The 17,014-nt window shown below is 58.1% G+C and carries 15 protein-coding genes and 4 tRNA genes; 6 read left to right on the top strand and 13 right to left on the bottom strand.

The features are described from left to right. Positions 1-6: 6 nt before the first annotated feature. Both AB4P96_RS13035 and nhaA read left to right on the top strand, forming a co-directional pair. Positions 7-1,308, top strand: coding sequence for a chloride channel protein (locus tag AB4P96_RS13035; RefSeq protein ID WP_395600977.1), 1,302 nt, complete (start codon positions 7-9; stop codon positions 1,306-1,308). A gap of 122 nt (positions 1,309-1,430) precedes the next feature. Continuing rightward, positions 1,431-2,759 (top strand): Na+/H+ antiporter NhaA, encoded by a 1,329-nt coding sequence (nhaA, locus tag AB4P96_RS13030; protein WP_395600851.1) that lies wholly within the window; start codon positions 1,431-1,433, stop codon positions 2,757-2,759. Between the two features lie 165 nt (positions 2,760-2,924). Here nhaA and AB4P96_RS13025 read toward each other — a convergent pair whose 3' ends face one another. From AB4P96_RS13025 to tig, 6 genes are all read right to left on the bottom strand, one after another. Continuing rightward, on the bottom strand, positions 2,925-4,799 hold the full coding sequence (locus tag AB4P96_RS13025) for a SurA N-terminal domain-containing protein (protein ID WP_017136466.1): 1,875 nt from the start codon (positions 4,797-4,799) through the stop codon (positions 2,925-2,927). A 232-nt stretch (positions 4,800-5,031) separates the two neighbouring features. Further along, positions 5,032-5,304 (bottom strand): HU family DNA-binding protein, encoded by a 273-nt coding sequence (locus AB4P96_RS13020; protein ID WP_003174819.1) that lies wholly within the window; start codon positions 5,302-5,304, stop codon positions 5,032-5,034. 148 nt (positions 5,305-5,452) lie between these two features. Continuing rightward, positions 5,453-7,849 (bottom strand): endopeptidase La, encoded by a 2,397-nt coding sequence (lon, locus tag AB4P96_RS13015; RefSeq protein WP_065931108.1) that lies wholly within the window; start codon positions 7,847-7,849, stop codon positions 5,453-5,455. A 199-nt stretch (positions 7,850-8,048) separates the two neighbouring features. Next, positions 8,049-9,332 carry an ATP-dependent Clp protease ATP-binding subunit ClpX gene (gene clpX / locus AB4P96_RS13010; protein ID WP_017136464.1) on the bottom strand — a complete coding sequence of 428 codons (1,284 nt, stop codon included), beginning with the start codon at positions 9,330-9,332 and terminating at the stop codon, positions 8,049-8,051. Positions 9,333-9,444: 112 nt separating this feature from the next. Then, a complete protein-coding gene (gene clpP, locus AB4P96_RS13005) occupies positions 9,445-10,080 on the bottom strand; it encodes an ATP-dependent Clp endopeptidase proteolytic subunit ClpP (protein WP_003174822.1) in 636 nt (211 codons plus the stop codon). Between the two features lie 91 nt (positions 10,081-10,171). Beyond that, positions 10,172-11,482, bottom strand: a complete 1,311-nt coding sequence (tig, locus tag AB4P96_RS13000) for a trigger factor (protein WP_017136463.1) — start codon at positions 11,480-11,482, stop codon at positions 10,172-10,174. 224 nt (positions 11,483-11,706) lie between these two features. Here tig and AB4P96_RS12995 point away from each other — a divergent pair, with 224 nt between their 5' ends. Further along, complete coding sequence (locus tag AB4P96_RS12995; protein WP_032865532.1) at positions 11,707-11,967, top strand: hypothetical protein; 261 nt, start codon at positions 11,707-11,709, stop codon at positions 11,965-11,967. Positions 11,968-11,969: 2 nt separating this feature from the next. Here the strand turns inward: AB4P96_RS12995 and AB4P96_RS12990 are convergent, their stop codons facing one another. The 5 genes from AB4P96_RS12990 to AB4P96_RS12970 form a co-directional block, all read right to left on the bottom strand. Beyond that, a complete protein-coding gene (locus tag AB4P96_RS12990) occupies positions 11,970-12,563 on the bottom strand; it encodes an RNA polymerase sigma factor (RefSeq protein ID WP_099550018.1) in 594 nt (197 codons plus the stop codon). 168 nt (positions 12,564-12,731) lie between these two features. After that, positions 12,732-12,807 (bottom strand) — tRNA-His (locus AB4P96_RS12985). A gap of 76 nt (positions 12,808-12,883) precedes the next feature. Further along, a tRNA-Leu gene (locus tag AB4P96_RS12980) sits at positions 12,884-12,968 on the bottom strand. 56 nt (positions 12,969-13,024) lie between these two features. Further along, a tRNA-His gene (locus tag AB4P96_RS12975) sits at positions 13,025-13,100 on the bottom strand. A 32-nt stretch (positions 13,101-13,132) separates the two neighbouring features. Further along, positions 13,133-13,209, bottom strand: a tRNA-Arg gene (locus tag AB4P96_RS12970). Between the two features lie 276 nt (positions 13,210-13,485). Between AB4P96_RS12970 and folD the strand changes: the two genes are divergently transcribed. Together folD and pbpG are read left to right on the top strand one after the other, a co-directional pair. After that, a complete protein-coding gene (gene folD / locus AB4P96_RS12965; protein WP_017136461.1) occupies positions 13,486-14,340 on the top strand; it encodes a bifunctional methylenetetrahydrofolate dehydrogenase/methenyltetrahydrofolate cyclohydrolase FolD in 855 nt (284 codons plus the stop codon). Positions 14,341-14,548: 208 nt separating this feature from the next. Further along, on the top strand, positions 14,549-15,472 hold the full coding sequence (gene pbpG, locus AB4P96_RS12960; protein WP_017136460.1) for a D-alanyl-D-alanine endopeptidase: 924 nt from the start codon (positions 14,549-14,551) through the stop codon (positions 15,470-15,472). A gap of 111 nt (positions 15,473-15,583) precedes the next feature. Here the strand turns inward: pbpG and AB4P96_RS12955 are convergent, their stop codons facing one another. Then, positions 15,584-16,246, bottom strand: coding sequence for a peptidase C39 family protein (locus AB4P96_RS12955; RefSeq protein ID WP_395600850.1), 663 nt, complete (start codon positions 16,244-16,246; stop codon positions 15,584-15,586). Between the two features lie 197 nt (positions 16,247-16,443). Here AB4P96_RS12955 and AB4P96_RS12950 point away from each other — a divergent pair, with 197 nt between their 5' ends. Next, a complete protein-coding gene (locus AB4P96_RS12950; protein ID WP_017136458.1) occupies positions 16,444-16,605 on the top strand; it encodes a hypothetical protein in 162 nt (53 codons plus the stop codon). Here the strand turns inward: AB4P96_RS12950 and AB4P96_RS12945 are convergent. Next, complete coding sequence (locus tag AB4P96_RS12945) at positions 16,602-17,012, bottom strand: hypothetical protein (RefSeq protein ID WP_099550017.1); 411 nt, start codon at positions 17,010-17,012, stop codon at positions 16,602-16,604. The genes AB4P96_RS12950 and AB4P96_RS12945 overlap by 4 nt on opposite strands. Positions 17,013-17,014 lie beyond the last annotated feature (2 nt).

The raw sequence follows: 17,014 nt of genomic DNA, 5'->3' as shown, positions 1-17,014 counted from the left end.
ACCTGGGTGATCAAACCGTTCATTTCACTGCGCCGCCGCTTTACCTCGCTGCGTTGGCGCACCCGGATCACCCTGTGGGCCGGCGCCACCATCGCCGGGCTGATGGTGGTGATGTTTGCGCGCCTGGCTGACGTGGCGCTCACTCAGTTCGCCGAGCAATCCAGCGCCCATCCGTGGCTGCCCTTCCTCTACACACCGCTGGTGGGCATGCTGGTGGTGTGGCTGACCACACGTTTTTTTGCCGGAGCCCAAGGCAGTGGCATTCCCCAGGTCATCGCCGCTACTCGCCTGGCCAACAAAGGACAGGACGTCAGCAAGCTGGTGTCATTGCGCATCGCATTGGCCAAGATAGGCCTCGGAACACTGGCGTTGACCGGCGGTTTCTCTGCCGGGCGCGAAGGGCCGTCCGTGCAAGTGGCGGCATCGATCATGCATTTCTTTCATCGCTACCTGCCCAATGCACGCATCATCCGCAGCGAAGACTTGATCCTGGCCGGCGGCGCCGCCGGTATCGCCGCCGCGTTCAATACGCCGCTGGCCGGCGTCGCCTTCGCAGTAGAAGAATTGGGGCGCAAGCTAGAAACCCGCACCAGCGGGGTATTGCTCAGCACCATTATTTTGTCGGGGATGGTCGCCATCGCCCTGCAGGGCAATTACAACTATTTTGGCCACCTGGACGTTGAAGGGATCAAGCTCGACATCATTGTTCCGGTATTGGCGGCAGGCATCGGCTGTGGCGTGCTCGGCGGGCTGTTCAGTCGCATGCTGCTGTGGCCCCAGCGCTACCACAGGTTTGTGGTCTGGGAATGGCGGCGCGCCCACCCGGTTTGGTTCGCCGGGGCGTGTGGGCTGGTGGTCGCAATCCTGGGCTGGCTCAGCGGCGGGATGTCCTTCGGCAGCGGCTACGGGATTACTTCGCAGATCATTGCCGCCGATGTCGGCCTGCCGTGGCATGCGCCTGTCACGCGTTTTCTGGCGACGGTCGTGACGTATTTTTCCGGAATTCCGGGCGGCATTTTTGCCCCGTCGCTGGCGGTCGGCGCGGCCGTGGGCGCCAACGCAGCCGAGTTTTTCACGCTGGCAGCGCAACCGATCATTGCGCTGTGCATGGTGGGCTTCCTGGCTGCCGTGACGCAATCGCCGATCACCTCGGCGATCATCGTAATGGAGATGATCGACAGCCACGGGATGGTGATCAGCCTGATGGCGGTGGCGCTGATTGCCAAAGCCGTCAGTTCGCGGATGGGGCCGGAGTTGTACCAGCAATTGGCGCGCGGGTTTCTGCACCCACCGACAAAAAGCCCTTAACCCTGACAACATTGTTTACAACTTATTCATCAACTTCCTATCATCACCCTGGGTGCGTGACTGCATAGGGCACAACGCAGGTTAAAGCAAAGCATTGGTCGGGCCGCCAATGGAGACTTGTCGTGCCCAAAAAACACCCTGCCATCCCTCGCCCCCAGGCATTGACCGAGGGCGCACTGTCGGCCCTTGAGCGGTTTTCACGCATCGAAGCCGTCAGCGGCATCGTCCTGTTGCTGGCGGCCATTGCAGCGTTGATCTGGGCCAACAGCCCGGCCGCCGCGTCCTACGAACACTTCTGGAACACCCCGATTACCCTCGGGCTGGGCGATTTCAATGTGTCGCGCTCCCTGCACTTTCTGGTCAATGACGGCCTGATGACCATTTTCTTCCTGGTGGTAGGTGCGGAGATACGTCAGGAAATAAAGGACGGCGCACTCGCCAACCTGAAACTCGCGACCCTGCCGCTGGGCGCCGCACTGGGTGGCGTAGTGATGCCGGCCATTATCTACACCGCGCTCAACCATGGCACCGCCGCCGCGATTGGCTGGGCCGTGCCCACCGCCACCGACATTGCCTTTGCCGTCGGCGTGCTGGCGCTGTTGGGCAAATCCATCCCCAGCGGTGTACGCGTCCTGCTGCTGGCACTGGCCATTATCGACGACATCGTTGCAATCCTGATCATTGCGGTGTTTTTCACTGCAAGCCTGGACTACATGGGTCTGGTGGTTGCCGCAGGTGGGTTAGCCCTGGTGTTGGTGTTCCAACGAATGGGCATCAGCAAGGCGGCGATCTATCTGCTGCCGGGGGCGATTGTCTGGTTCGGCCTGCTCAAGACCGGCGTGCACCCGACCCTCGCCGGGGTGATCCTGGGCCTGATGACGCCGGTCAGCTCCAAACCGACCACCGAACGCCCACTGGACACCATCGGCCGCACCTTCAACGAACTGATGGATCGCCTCTCGCGACCGGCCGAAGACTCGCACCAGGTCGCCAAGCCGCTCAAGCAACTGCGCGAAGCCCAGCGCGAACTGATGCCGCCGGTGCAGCGCGTGCAGTCGGCGTTGCATCCGTGGGTCGCATTCGGTGTGATGCCGTTGTTCGCCCTGGCCAATGCCGGTGTCAGCTTGCAAGGCTTGAACCTTGAGCATCCGCTGCCCCATGGCGTGTTTATGGGCGTGATCTTCGCCCTGGTGATCGGCAAACCGTTGGGCGTGATGCTGGCGAGCATCACGCTGGTCAAACTCAATATCTGCAAGCTGCCCGACGGAGTCACCTGGAGCGGTGTCGGCCTGGTCGGCCTGCTGGCGGGGATTGGTTTTACCATGTCGATCTTTATCTCGTCCCTGGCCTTCTCCGACCCGGAACTGTTGGCAGCGGCCAAACTGAGTGTGCTGACGGCCTCGACCGTGGCAGCTGTGATTGGCTTGAGCTGGGGCAAACTGAAGTTCTGAGCCCGTCTGCGCGTCCCGCTTTCTGTACTTGCGTACGGGTGACGCAGAGCGTCACGGGATGCATTACCACGCAGAGTGTGGGAACGATCAGTTCTGAGCCGATAATTGCGCAAAAAAAAAGCCCCCGGTCCTTTCAGACCGGGGGCTTTTCTATTAAAACCAACATCAGAACTTCTTGATGTCAGCCTTGGTTTCCAACTGCTTGCGGTAGGCAGCAAAGTCCTGCTGGCCAATACGCGAGGCGAGGAAGCGGCGGTATTGCGCCTTTTCTTCGTCGGTAGGGGCTGCAGCTTCGTTGACGCCGTTCAAGCGCACGATCACCAGGCTACCGTCAGCCAGGGTCACGGTGGTGAAGGTCGGCTTGTCTTTGGCCGCAGGCTTAGGCATGCGGAACAGGGCTTGCAGCACGGCCGGCTCGATCGCTTCAGCGTTACGGGTCGCCGCTTCAGTGACCTTCCAGGCCTGGCCGTCGATCGGCTGGTTCAACGGGGTCTTGCCGTCACGCAGGCTGGCGATCAACTCGTCGGCATGGGTTTTGGCAGCCGCGATGGCGCGCTCTTTGGTCATCTGGGTGCGGATCGCAGCCGACACGCTTTCCAGCGGCAGTTGCGCAGGCTTCAGATGCTCTTTGGCACGCAGCACGATGATGGTTTCCGGGTCCAGCTCGATAGCGCTGCTGTTGGCACCTTCATCCAGCACTTCCGGGCTGAACGCTGCGGTGACCACGGCACGGTTGGCCGCAACACCTTCGCCACCTTCACGGCCAAACGGCGCGGACGTGTGCACGGTCAGCTTCAGGTCGGACGCCGGCTGAGCCAGGTCGGAGGCTTCGAATGCCGCGTCTTCCAATTGCTTGGTCGCTTCGACATAACGCTGCTCGACCTGCTGGGTCTTGAGCTCGCGGGTCAGCTTGTCTTTCAGGCTGGCAAACGATGGCACTTCAGGTGCTTCAACGCCCAACAGCTTGATCAAGTGCCAACCGAAAGTGGTGCGCACCGGCGCCGACACCTGGTCCTTGTTCAAGGCATACAGGGCGGTTTCGAAGTCCGGGTCGTAGACGCCAGGGCCGGCAAAGCCCAAGTCACCGCCATTGTTGGCCGAACCTGGATCCTGGGAGAACTCCTTGGCCAGGGCGTCGAACTTCTCACCCTTGGCCAGGCGTGCCTGGATGTCTTCGATCTTGGCCTTGGCTTGCGCGTCGGTGGTCTTGTCGTTGACTTCGATCAGAATGTGCGCGGCACGACGCTGTTCAGCGAGGTTGGCGGTTTCTTTCTGATAGGCAGCCTGCAGCTCTTCGTCCTTGACGGTGACCTGGTCGAAGAAGGAAGACTTCTTCAGTTCCAGGTAATCGATGACCACTTGGTCCGGGGTCATGAACTCTTTGGCGTGCTTGTCGTAGTAAGCCTTGACCTCATCGTCGGTGAGCTTCACCGCCGCAGGGTCAGTCTTGATGTTGACGGTGGCAAAATCGCGGGTCTGTTTTTCCAGACGGGCGAAAGCCAGCACTTCGGCGTCGGTGACGAAACCGCTGCCGGCGATGCCTGCGCGAACCTGGCCGATCAGCATTTCCTGGGTCAGCATCTGACGGAATTGCATACGGGTGTAGCCCAGCTGACGGATCACCTGGTCAAAGCGTTCGGCACTGAACTTGCCGTCCACCTGGAATTCCGGCGTCTGCAGGATCACTTGGTCCAGCGCAGCTTCAGAGAAGCCGAACTTGGAATCAGCGGCGCCTTGCAGCAACAGCTTGCGATCGATCAGGCCCTTCAGAGCCGCTTCGCGCAGGAGTTTTTCGTCCAGCAGCGAAGCATCGAAATCCTTGCCCAGCTGTTGCATCAGCTGGCGACGTTGCATGTCAACGGCCTGGCCCAGTTCGGTCTGGGTGATTTCTTCACCGTTGACCTTGGCTACGTCCTGCTTGTTGTTACCCGAAGCCTGGAAAATGGCCTCGATACCGGTGAACGCCATCAATGCGACGATGATCCCGATAATGGTCTTGGCAATCCAGCCTTGTGAATTGTCCCTGATATTTTGCAGCATGCGTCCCCCAGAAACGGTTGATCTTCAAAAATTAGGCAACCGTGGAGCGTGGGTAGAGTCCGGATAGAAGAAAGGCGCATCCGAGGATGCGCCTTCTCGTAACTGGCGGAGCGGACGGGGTTTTGAACCAACACCCCAGGCCCTGGCGACCCGATGGATACGTGGGTCAGCTGCCGCTCCGCTGCCAGGCCAGACCTGCGTCTGACCCGGGTAGGCAAGGCTTGAACGAAGCTTAGTTAACCGCTTCTTTCAGGGCTTTACCGGCTTTGAAACCTGGTTTTTTGGCAGCAGCGATTTGCAGTGCTTTGCCAGTCTGTGGGTTACGGCCAGTGCGAGCTGGGCGGTCAGTCACAGAGAAAGTACCGAAGCCTACCAGTACCACGGAGTCGCCGGCCTTCAGAGCGCCAGTGACGGATTCGATTACTGCGTCCAGCGCACGGCCAGCAGCAGCTTTCGGGATATCAGCGGATGCGGCGATAGCATCAATCAGTTCCGACTTGTTCACTCTAAGTCCCCTTATATATCTATTGAGTATGATTCTAAGTTTTTTGGTGAAAGCAAAAACCAGTGCTGAATGGCCTACAGACACTTAAGAGCCGCTTTATAACAAGGGCTCTAAAAAGCTGTCAAGGAAGCCCCCAGGCTCATTCGCATTAATGCGTGCTAATTCTTTCCTTGGAATCGGACTCGCGTTTTTCGTCCTTCGCGACAATCTCCGGAGCCACATCCGGCAAGGGCTCCGGCGCGTATTGCAACGCAATTTGCAGGACCTCGTCAATCCATTTAACCGGTTTAATCTGAAGATCCTGCTTGATATTGTCAGGAATTTCCTTCAAGTCGCGAACATTCTCTTCCGGAATGATCACGGTCTTGATACCGCCTCGGTGTGCAGCGAGCAATTTCTCTTTCAGACCACCGATGGCCAATACCTGACCCCGCAGGGTAATTTCCCCGGTCATCGCCACATCGGCACGCACAGGAATGCCAGTCAGTGCCGACACCAGTGCCGTGCACATGCCTACACCGGCGCTAGGGCCGTCTTTGGGGGTCGCCCCTTCCGGCATGTGGATGTGGGTGTCGTGCTTCTCGTGGAAGTCCAGGGGGATCCCCAGGCTCTTGGCGCGGCTGCGCACCACGGTCTGCGCGGCGGTGATCGATTCGACCATCACATCACCCAACGAACCGGTCTTGATAAGCTGGCCTTTGCCCGGGATAACCGCCGCTTCGATGGTCAGCAGTTCGCCGCCCACCTGGGTCCACGCCAGGCCCGTCACCTGCCCTACCTGATCCTGCTGCTCAGCCAGGCCGTAACGGAATTTCTTCACGCCCAGGAAGTGCTCCAGGGAATCGGCAACCACCTTCACCGAGAAGCGTTTTTCCAGCGAGTGCTCCTTGACCGCTTTGCGGCAGATCTTCGCAATCTGACGCTCAAGGCCACGCACACCGGCTTCGCGGGTGTAGTAACGCACGATGTCGCGGATCGCTTCGACCTCAAATTCGATCTCGCCTTTTTTCAGGCCATTGGCCGAAATCTGCTTGGGCGCGAGGTATTTGACGGCGATGTTGATCTTCTCGTCTTCGGTGTAACCCGGCAGACGAATCACCTCCATCCGGTCCAGCAGGGCTGGCGGGATGTTCATGGAGTTGGAGGTGCACAGGAACATTACGTCGGACAAGTCGTAGTCGACTTCCAGGTAATGGTCGTTGAAATTGTGGTTCTGCTCGGGGTCGAGCACTTCGAGCAACGCCGAGGCCGGATCGCCACGCATGTCGCTGCCCATTTTGTCGATTTCATCGAGCAGGAACAGCGGGTTGCGCACACCCACCTTCGTCATCTTTTGAATCAATCTTCCTGGCATCGAACCGATGTACGTACGGCGATGGCCACGAATTTCCGCTTCATCACGCACACCGCCAAGGGCCATGCGCACAAATTTACGGTTGGTGGCACTGGCAATCGACTCGGCCAGGGAAGTTTTACCTACACCCGGAGGGCCGACCAGGCACAACACCGGGCCACGAATTTTCTTCACGCGCTTTTGCACGGCGAGGTATTCGAGGATGCGTTCTTTGACTTCTTCGAGGCCGTAGTGGTCGGCGTCAAGGATCTCTTCGGCACGGGCCAGGTCCAGGCGCACTTTGGTCTGAGCTTTCCACGGCACCTGCACCAGCCAGTCGATGTAGGAACGCACCACGGTGGCTTCGGCCGACATTGGCGACATTTGCTTGAGCTTGTTCAGCTCAGCCATGGCCTTGGTCAGGGCGTCTTTAGGCAGGCCGGCGGCGTCGATGCGCTTTTTCAGCTCTTCGACTTCGTTGTGGCCTTCTTCGCTGTCGCCGAGTTCTTTCTGAATGGCCTTCATCTGCTCATTCAGGTAGTACTCGCGCTGGCTGCGCTCCATTTGTTTCTTCACGCGACCACGGATGCGCTTCTCAACCTGCAGCAGGTCGATTTCACCATCCAGCAGCGCCAGCACGTGTTCAACACGGGCCGGCAGGTCGATGATTTCGAGGATGTCCTGCTTCTGCTCGATCTTGAGCGCCATGTGCGCGGCCATGGTGTCGACCAGGCGGCTTGGCTCATCGATGCTGTTTAGGGACGACAGCACTTCAGCCGGGACTTTCTTGCCCAGTTGCACATACTGCTCGAACTGCGAGAGCAGGCTGCGCACAAACACTTCGGATTCGCGCTCAGGGGCTTCGACTTCGTCGATCAGCGCCACTTCGGCGCGCAGGTGACCGTCCACCTCCATGAAGCGCTCGACCGCACCACGCTGCTCGCCTTCGACCAGCACCTTGACGGTGCCATCGGGCAACTTGAGCAATTGCAGAACAGTCGCAACGGTACCGACCCGATACAGGGCATCTTCGCCTGGATCATCATCAGCAGGATTCTTCTGGGCCAACAGCAGGATCTGCTTGTCGCCCGTCATCGCAGCCTCGAGGGCTTCGATAGACTTCTCGCGCCCCACGAACAGCGGGATAACCATGTGCGGATAGACGACGACATCACGCAACGGCAGGAGAGGCAATTCAATGGTTGTCTTCATGATTTCGCCTCTATGACAGTTGAAAAATTAGCTTGAAACCAAGATGGGGGCTGTACGCAAAAAAAACAAGCTCAATGCCAGCAGTTAAACGCATGAATAAACGCGAATTTAACCGCAAAACACAAACCGCCCCGAAAAACCGCCACATAAAAAGAAAGGGCCTCGAAAGGCCCTTGCTTGTACTGCGACGGCTTGACGCTTACGCGTCAGGTGCAGCCTTGGCAGCCGGCTCACTGTTTTCGTAGATATACAGTGGCTTGGATTTGCCTTCGATAACGCTTTCGTCGATCACCACCTTGCTCACCTCGGATTGCGAGGGGATTTCGTACATGGTGTCGAGCAACACGCCTTCGAGGATCGAACGCAGGCCACGTGCACCGGTCTTGCGCTCCAGTGCCCGCTTGGCCACTGATTTGAGCGCGTCGGTACGGAACTCGAGGTCTACACCTTCCATCTCGAACAGCTTGGCGTATTGCTTGGTCAGGGCGTTTTTCGGCTCGGTGAGGATCTGAATCAGAGCAGCCTCATCCAGCTCGTCCAACGTGGCCAGGACCGGCAGACGGCCAACGAATTCCGGGATCAGACCGAACTTGACCAGATCGTCAGGCTCGACTTCACGCAGGGACTCGCCCACCTTCTTGCCTTCTTCCTTGCTGCGCACTTCTGCACCGAAGCCGATGCCGCCACGGGTGGAACGTTGCTGAATAACCTTTTCCAGCCCCGAGAAAGCACCGCCACAGATGAACAGGATGTTGCGCGTATCAACCTGAAGGAATTCCTGCTGCGGGTGCTTGCGGCCGCCTTGTGGCGGTACGGAAGCGACCGTGCCTTCGATCAGTTTCAACAGGGCTTGCTGCACGCCTTCACCGGAAACGTCCCGAGTGATCGACGGGTTGTCGGACTTGCGCGAAATCTTGTCGATTTCGTCGATGTAGACAATACCCATCTGGGCCTTCTCTACGTCGTAGTCGCACTTTTGCAGCAGCTTCTGAATGATGTTCTCGACATCTTCACCCACGTAGCCAGCCTCGGTGAGGGTGGTGGCGTCGGCGATGGTGAATGGAACGTTCAGCAGGCGAGCGAGGGTTTCTGCAAGCAGGGTTTTACCCGAGCCTGTAGGACCGATCAGCAAAATGTTGCTCTTGCCGAGTTCGACTTCGTCGCCTTTCTTGTCACGCTGGTTCAAGCGCTTGTAGTGGTTGTACACCGCTACCGCCAGAACCTTTTTTGCACGCTCTTGACCAATCACATACTGATCAAGGATGCCGCTGATTTCTTTAGGCGAAGGCAATTTATGCGCGCTGCTCTCGGCCTGGGCTTCCTGCACCTCCTCGCGGATGATGTCATTGCACAGGTCGACGCACTCGTCGCAGATAAACACCGAGGGGCCGGCAATCAATTTGCGTACTTCATGCTGGCTTTTGCCGCAGAAGGAGCAATAGAGCAGCTTGCCGTTGTCCTCGCCGTTGCGGGTGTCAGTCATTCGTTCGATCCAAATCCGATAGGCTTGCAACACAAGATGAAGGCTTATGCGGGCTTTTTCAAGCCCGCCGGTGGTCGGACATGCCGACCAGCCTTATTTTGAGGTGCTTATATTAAGCGGGGCGCTTTTCGATCACTGCGTCGATCAACCCGTATTCACGAGCAGCTTCAGCGCTCATGAAATTGTCGCGGTTGGTATCACGCTCGATTTCTTCCAGGGTGTGCCCGCTGTGCTTGGCCATCAGCGTGTTCAGACGCTCACGAATAAACAGGATTTCCTTGGCGTGGATTTCGATGTCCGATGCCTGGCCCTGGAAACCGCCCAACGGCTGGTGAATCATCACGCGCGAGTTCGGCAGGCAGTAACGCTTGCCCTCGGCACCTGCGGTCAGCAGGAAAGCGCCCATGCTGCAGGCCTGGCCGATGCACGTGGTCGACACGTTTGGCTTGATGAACTGCATGGTGTCGTAGATCGACATGCCTGCAGTAACCGAGCCGCCCGGGGAGTTGATGTAAAGATGGATGTCCTTGTCCGGGTTTTCCGCTTCAAGGAACAGCAGTTGCGCGCAGATCAGGTTGGCCATGTAGTCCTCTACCGGGCCGACCAGAAAAATCACTCGCTCCTTGAGCAGGCGCGAGTAGATGTCATAGGCGCGTTCGCCACGAGCAGATTGCTCGACAACCATCGGGACCAAGCCGCCAGCGGCCTGGATATCAGAGTTCTGCTGAATATAGGAATTACGGAACATGCTCTGCAGTTACTCCCAAATAGTCATGTCTTGAAAACGCATAAGCCAGCGCGAGGCTGGCTTATGGTTATATTTCGAACGAGTTGGACAATCAGTCGGCTTGTGCTGCTTCCGCCGGTTTGACTGCTTCTTCGTAAGAGACCGCTTTGTCGGTCACCTTAGCCTTCTGCAGAACAGTATCCACAACTTGTTCTTCCAGCACAACCGAACGTACTTCGTTCAGTTGCTGGTCGTTCTTGTAGTACCAAGCCACGACCTGCTCAGGCTCCTGGTAGGCCGAAGCCATTTCCTGGATCATTTCGCGAACGCGATCTTCGTCAGGCTTGAGGTCGAATTGCTTGACCACTTCAGCCACGACCAGACCCAGCACAACGCGGCGCTTGGCTTGTTCTTCGAACAGCTCGGCCGGCAGCTGGTCAGGCTTGATGTTGCCACCGAACTGCTGAACCGCTTGAACGCGCAGGCGATCCACTTCGTTGGACAGCAGGGCCTTCGGCACTTCGATCGGGTTGGCGGCCAGCAGACCATCCATCACCTGGTTCTTGACCTTGGACTTGATGGCCTGACGCAGCTCACGCTCCATGTTCTTGCGAACTTCGGTACGGAAGCCGTCGATGCCGGTTTCCTTGATACCGAACTGGGCGAAGAATTCTTCGTTCAGCTCAGGCAGCTTAGGCTCGGAAACACTGTTGACGGTCACGGTGAACTCGGCGGCTTTGCCGGCCAGGTCCAGGTTCTGGTAGTCAGCAGGGAAAGTCAGGTTCAGAACGCGCTCTTCACCGGCCTTGGCGCCAACCAGGCCGTCTTCGAAGCCCGGGATCATGCGGTTGGAACCCAGCACCAGCTGGGTGCCCTTGGCGGAGCCGCCAGCGAATGCTTCGCCGTCAACCTTGCCAACGAAATCGATGTTCAGCTGGTCTTCGTTCTGGGCGGCACGGTCGGCCACTTCAAAACGGGTGTTCTGCTTGCGCAGGATTTCCAGCATGTTGTCCAGGTCGGCATCTGCCACGTCAGCGCTCAGGCGCTCAACGGCGATGTCTTCGAAACCGGCAACGGTGAATTCCGGGAACACTTCGAATACGGCAACGTATTCCAGGTCTTTACCGGCTTCCAGGGACTTAGGCTCGATCGAAGGCGAACCCGCTGGGTTCAGCTTGTGCTCGACAACGGCTTCGTAGAAGGAAGCCTGGATCACGTCACCAACAGCTTCCTGACGCGCATCGGCACCAAAACGACGCTTGATTTCGCTCATTGGCACTTTGCCTGGACGGAAACCAGCGATCTTGGCCTTTTGGGCAGTCTGCTGCAGACGCTTGTTGACCGCAGTCTCAATACGCTCTGCCGGCACGGTGATGCTCAGGCGGCGCTCGATGGCAGTAGTATTTTCAACAGAAACTTGCATGGATATTCCTCGTTGCACAGACGTTAGCCGGCCGTTTCCGACCCCAGAATCAAGGGCATGCATTCTAGTGGGTCAAACTCAAGAAGTCACCCTACTGAAAACGGGTGGAAAAACAGCAGGCCATTTATAGGTTCAAGTGCACGCATGCACCTCATCCCGTTAGCAAATACAGCGCATCACGCCAGGGCTCTAGCGCCAGCCCTTCTATATATAGAAGAGGTTGGATGCACACCCCGGCGAGCGACCCTGCAAGCAAGGTCGAAGGGTGTGGCAGCAGCATCGAGAAACACAAATACGATGAAACGCCCTACCCTGGAAACTCAAAACACTCAAACAAAAACGGCACAGCCCTTTTTCAGGTACTGCGCCGTTATTCGCTATTAAATAGCTGTACCGACCCTTATATAGCCGCGGATCAGTTCTACACGCTCAAAACCGGCAACGATTCTAACGCCAAGGCATTGAGAATGCTTGTTTTTTCTTGACGTCAATCAACGCCACAGGCCTGATGCCGGTCGATGGCGGCAAAAACCCGACTGCGCGCCCGGTGCAGCAGCACCCGCGCATTGCACAGACTGACGCCCAGCAACTCGGCAATCTCCTCAAGCTCAAGCCCTACCCGCTCACGCAGCACAAGCGCAGCGCTCTGAAGCGTCGACAGTTCCTGCAACGCGCGCTCGATACAGGCGCGCAGTTCGTCTTCACTGACCAGCGCCTCGGGCGTATCTTCATGCCAGCCCGCCGGTGCCGACAGCCACTGGCCACTGGCGGCGCAAAAGCGCTCCTGACCCTGCGAGTCATCGAAAAACACTTCGCGCCGACTCCGGCCATAGCGACCCTTGGCTTTATTGGCCGTAATCGTCAGCACCCAGGTCTTGAGGCTGGAGCGCCCCTGAAAACCACTCAGCCCGCGCACAATCGCCAACCAGGCATCCTGCACCACATCATCGACATGCCGATGCCCGGCGATCGCCGAAGCCACCGCACGCATGGCGCCCTGATGGGTTTTGACCAGGTCGCAATAGGCCGATTGCTCCCCCAACAGCAGGCGCCCGAGCAAATGCGCCTCGCCAACCGCCATTCCCTGACTTTGATCCTGCTGTTGTGCCAACATTTTTCAGACCCTCCACGTAGCAGCGGATGAGGATCCAGGCCCATCCACGGCCATCCTCGTCAGTACATACGCGGCAGGGCATTTTTTGGATGCAAAAAAAAGCGCCAGATCATTGATCTGGCGCTTTTTAAAATATGGGGTGGACGAAGGGGATCGAACCCTCGACAACGGGAGTCACAATCCCGTGCTCTACCAACTGAGCTACGCCCACCATATTGCTTCAACAAGGAACTCGAACACCTTCCTTGCCTGGCCTCACCCTGCCTGATGGCTGGGTGACGCTTAATTGGTGCGGATGAAGAGACTCGAACTCTTACGCCTCGCGGCGCTGGAACCTAAATCCAGTGTGTCTACCAATTCCACCACATCCGCGCTTGAAACTCTTAAAGCAAAGGCGCCAGATGATTAATCTGGCGCCTTTCTAAATATGGGGTGGACGAAGGGGATCGAACCCTCGACAACGGGAGTCACAATCCCGTGCTCTACCAACTGAGCTACGCCCACCATATAGCGCTACTTGTGCCAAAGCTGCCTAATGGCGCACCCGGCAGGACTCGAACCTGCGACCATCCGCTTAGAAGGCGGATGCTCTATCCAGCTGAGCTACGGGCGCCTTATTAATCTGTACTCGTTGAAGATTACAAACTAAGTGCTTCCAGCCTTGCAGAACAGCTCTATCTGCTCGACCTTCTTAACCAGTGCTAGGCTGTGCCCGACAAGTGCGACGAATAGTATAGACGGCCTTGATACCCGTCAAATCTTTTTTGAAAAAAACTGATTTTATTTAAGGGGTTAGGGCAATTTGCAGACCAAGCGCCTTTGCCCTCACGTCATGGCGTGCGAGAATGCGCGCACTTTTCTTCCCCCTCTCGATGGTTAATCACGCGTAATGACTGCACAACTTATCGACGGCAAATCAATCGCCGCCAGCCTGCGCCAGCAGATCGCCAAACGAGTCACCGAGCGCCGCCTGCAAGGTCTGCGCACGCCTGGCCTCGCGGTGATCCTGGTCGGCAGCGATCCTGCCTCTCAGGTTTATGTCTCGCACAAGCGTAAAGACTGTGAAGAGGTCGGCTTTATTTCCAAGGCCTACGACTTGCCTTCCGAGACCACCCAGCAGGCGCTTACCGACCTGATCGACGGCCTCAACGACGACCCGGCCATTGACGGTATCCTGCTGCAACTGCCACTGCCCGAGCACCTGGACGCCTCCAAACTGTTGGAGCGCATCCGCCCGGACAAAGACGTCGACGGCTTCCACCCCTATAACGTCGGCCGCCTGGCCCAACGCATCCCGCTGCTGCGCCCCTGCACCCCGAAGGGCATCATGACCCTGCTGGAGAGCACCGGCGTCGATCTGTACGGTCTGGATGCCGTAGTCGTTGGTGCCTCCAACATTGTTGGCCGCCCGATGGCCATGGAGCTGCTGCTGGCCGGCTGCACCGTGACTGTCACCCACCGTTTCACCAAAGACCTCGCCGGCCATGTTGGCCGTGCCGACCTGGTGGTGGTTGCCGCGGGCAAGCCGGGCCTGGTCAAGGGCGAGTGGATCAAGGAAGGCGCGATCGTGATCGATGTGGGCATCAACCGTCAGGACGACGGCAAGCTGGTCGGCGACGTGGTGTACGAAACCGCCCTGCCCCGTGCCGGCTGGATCACCCCGGTACCCGGCGGTGTCGGCCCGATGACCCGTGCGTGCCTGCTGGAAAACACCCTGTATGCCGCAGAAAGCCTGCACGGCTAATAACCTGCCGTACTGAAAAAGCCCTGCCTTATCGCAGGGCTTTTTATTGAATGGCTAAAAACCCTTTTTTCTTAGTTTTTAAGCACTTTCGTCTGGATCTAGAAGAACATTCGACAGTTCTTCGTCCATACTCCTAAAATGTAACGGCATTTATCAAAAAACCGTTCTCGAACGGCATTTTCCTTACTTTTTTAGCGAGTTCACCCGCGTGAAAATTCGTCTCTCTCTTGTCAGCCTATTTTTTGCATTTACAGGCACCTTCGCGCACGCCAGCGAAACCACCCTCGCCCCGCGTGATACTTCAAAACTGCAGATTGCTTCCGGCAGCGCCATCCTGGTCGACCTGCAGACCAACAAAGTCATCTATTCCAGCAACCCCGACGTGGTGGTGCCAATTGCCTCCGTCAGCAAGCTGATGACCGGCCTGATCGTGCTCGAAGCCAAACAGAACATGGATGAGTACATCGACATCAACATCAAGGACACGCCAGAAATGAAAGGCGTGTTCTCCCGGGTGAAAATCGGCAGCGAAATGCCGCGCAAGGAAATGCTGCTGATCGCCCTGATGTCCTCGGAAAACCGCGCCGCCGCCAGCCTGGCCCACCACTACCCGGGCGGCTACCCGGCGTTTATTGCAGCGATGAACGCCAAGGCCAAGGCACTGGGCATGACCAGCACGCACTACGTGGAGCCCACCGGCCTGTCGATTCACAACGTGTCCACCGCCCGCGACCTGAGCAAGCTGCTGGCCGCCGCGCGTAAATACCCGATGCTGAGCCAACTGAGCACCACCAAGGAAAAGACCGTGGCGTTCCGCAAGCCCAACTACACCTTGGGGTTCTCCAATACCGATCACCTGATCAACCGCGCCAACTGGGATATCAAGCTGACCAAGACCGGCTTCACCAACCAGGCCGGCCACTGCCTGGTGCTGGTGACCAGCATGGGCAACCGCCCGGTGTCGCTGGTGATCCTTGATGCGTTCGGCAAGTTCACCCACTTTGCCGATGCCACGCGTATCCGCAACTGGGTCGAAACCGGGCGCGGCGGTTCGGTGCCGGACGTGGCCTTGCGCTACAAGGCCGACAAGAACCTGAAGAATCGCCCGAACGCCGCTGAAGTACGCCGCTGAATAATGTGGGAGCTGGCTTGCCTGCGATAGCATCAACGCGGTGCAACAGATAAACCGAGTTGCCTGCATCGCAGGCAAGCCAGCTCCCACAGGCTATAGCCTTCAGCGTTTTTACTTTCTTTCCGTCAGCACCTTGAGCGCCTGCGCCGCCGCCTGCTCCTGCCCGGCCTGCGCCGTGGCATTGGCAGAATCGCGCCAGCGCTGCACATCCACATTCGCCGGCAACTGGCTCGGGCGCTGGGTCAAAATCGCCCAGTGCCCCGCGCTCTTCCACGCCGACTCAAAATTACTGAAGCTCATCAACAGCCGTCGGTCCATGCCCGAGCGCAGCAGCACGGTGCTTTTCTGCTGATTGAACCCCACCACCACAACATAACGCGTGCCCGACCACATGCTCGGGTTGATCCGCGCCATCACCGGGTAACCCGCCGCCACTTGCGCCAGCACGGCCGTCAGCTGGCTGTCCAGCGGGTACACCATCAGCCCGTATTCACGCGCCAGCACCTGCATATTGCGCTCAAGGTTCGCCTCGCCACCCGGTAAGTGCAGCGGTTTGTCCAGCAAGCCGGGTGTCATGACAATGCCTTGTTGCGACAGCATGCTGGCTAAAGCTGAAGGACCGCTCTGATAGGCCTCGCTGCGATAAGCCGGCACTCCCGTGAGTTCAACGCGCTCCGGCAACCCCGCCAGTTTCGACGGGTGCCCGGAACACGCCGCCAGCCCGAGGGCGCACGCCAGCAGCAAGGAGGTTTTAACGTTCGAGCGTAAGCGCAATTTTTTACTCTCTTGATCAACGGCCGGTAAGGGCCCAGATCATAGCCCAATCGCGTTTAGGGAGTAGCGACAGGCTGCTGATATAGCCAACAAGTTGGACCGATTCGACCATTGGTCAATAGCACGCAACCGTCAGCTGGCTAGACTGTCCATTGAGAAGACTGTGTGTGCCCCCAGCGGGGCGAAAGGAGGCCAGAATGAGCCTTGCAACAACGATTTTCCTGTTGGTCTGCGGTTGGCTGTCAGTAGCCGCCGCCATGCTGTGGGGCGTGATGCGCGTAACGCGTCGGCATCACCACCCCCATGTCACACCGGCTGCACCCGCCAAGCCGCACAAGGCCGCGGTGCATCACGCCTAGCCAGGCATGCAATTAAAGTCCTGAGTCGCTGCAACCTCCTTGCCGCGACCGTCTTTGAGCACGGCACGCACGGTAGTGCCCAGGCTGGATTCCACCAGCGTGTAGTGCTCACCCGCCTTGAAGTTCTTGTACTCGACCCGGCCCTGGCAGTCTTGCTGGTTGTCGTCGCCCGGCTCTTCTTCAAACAGTGTCACATCCAAACGATGGTCCCCCGGCGTCACTTCAAAATAGCGACCGTCATCCACGCGGTGGCCGTCGACGCGCTCGGCCATCAGGTCATTTGGCGCTTCTTCCTTCAGACCAATCCATGCCTCGCTCGGGTCAGCTTTAGGGATGGGGCCGGCGCAGGCTGACAACAACAAAACAACACCAAGCGCGGGGATCAACAACAGAGGTTTGAATGACATGG

Source organism: Pseudomonas sp. B19125 (assembly GCF_044218855.1).
Lineage (GTDB): Bacteria > Pseudomonadota > Gammaproteobacteria > Pseudomonadales > Pseudomonadaceae > Aquipseudomonas > Aquipseudomonas edaphica.
Note: the sequence above shows the minus strand (reverse complement) of the source record. Positions and strands in the feature narration are given on the sequence as shown.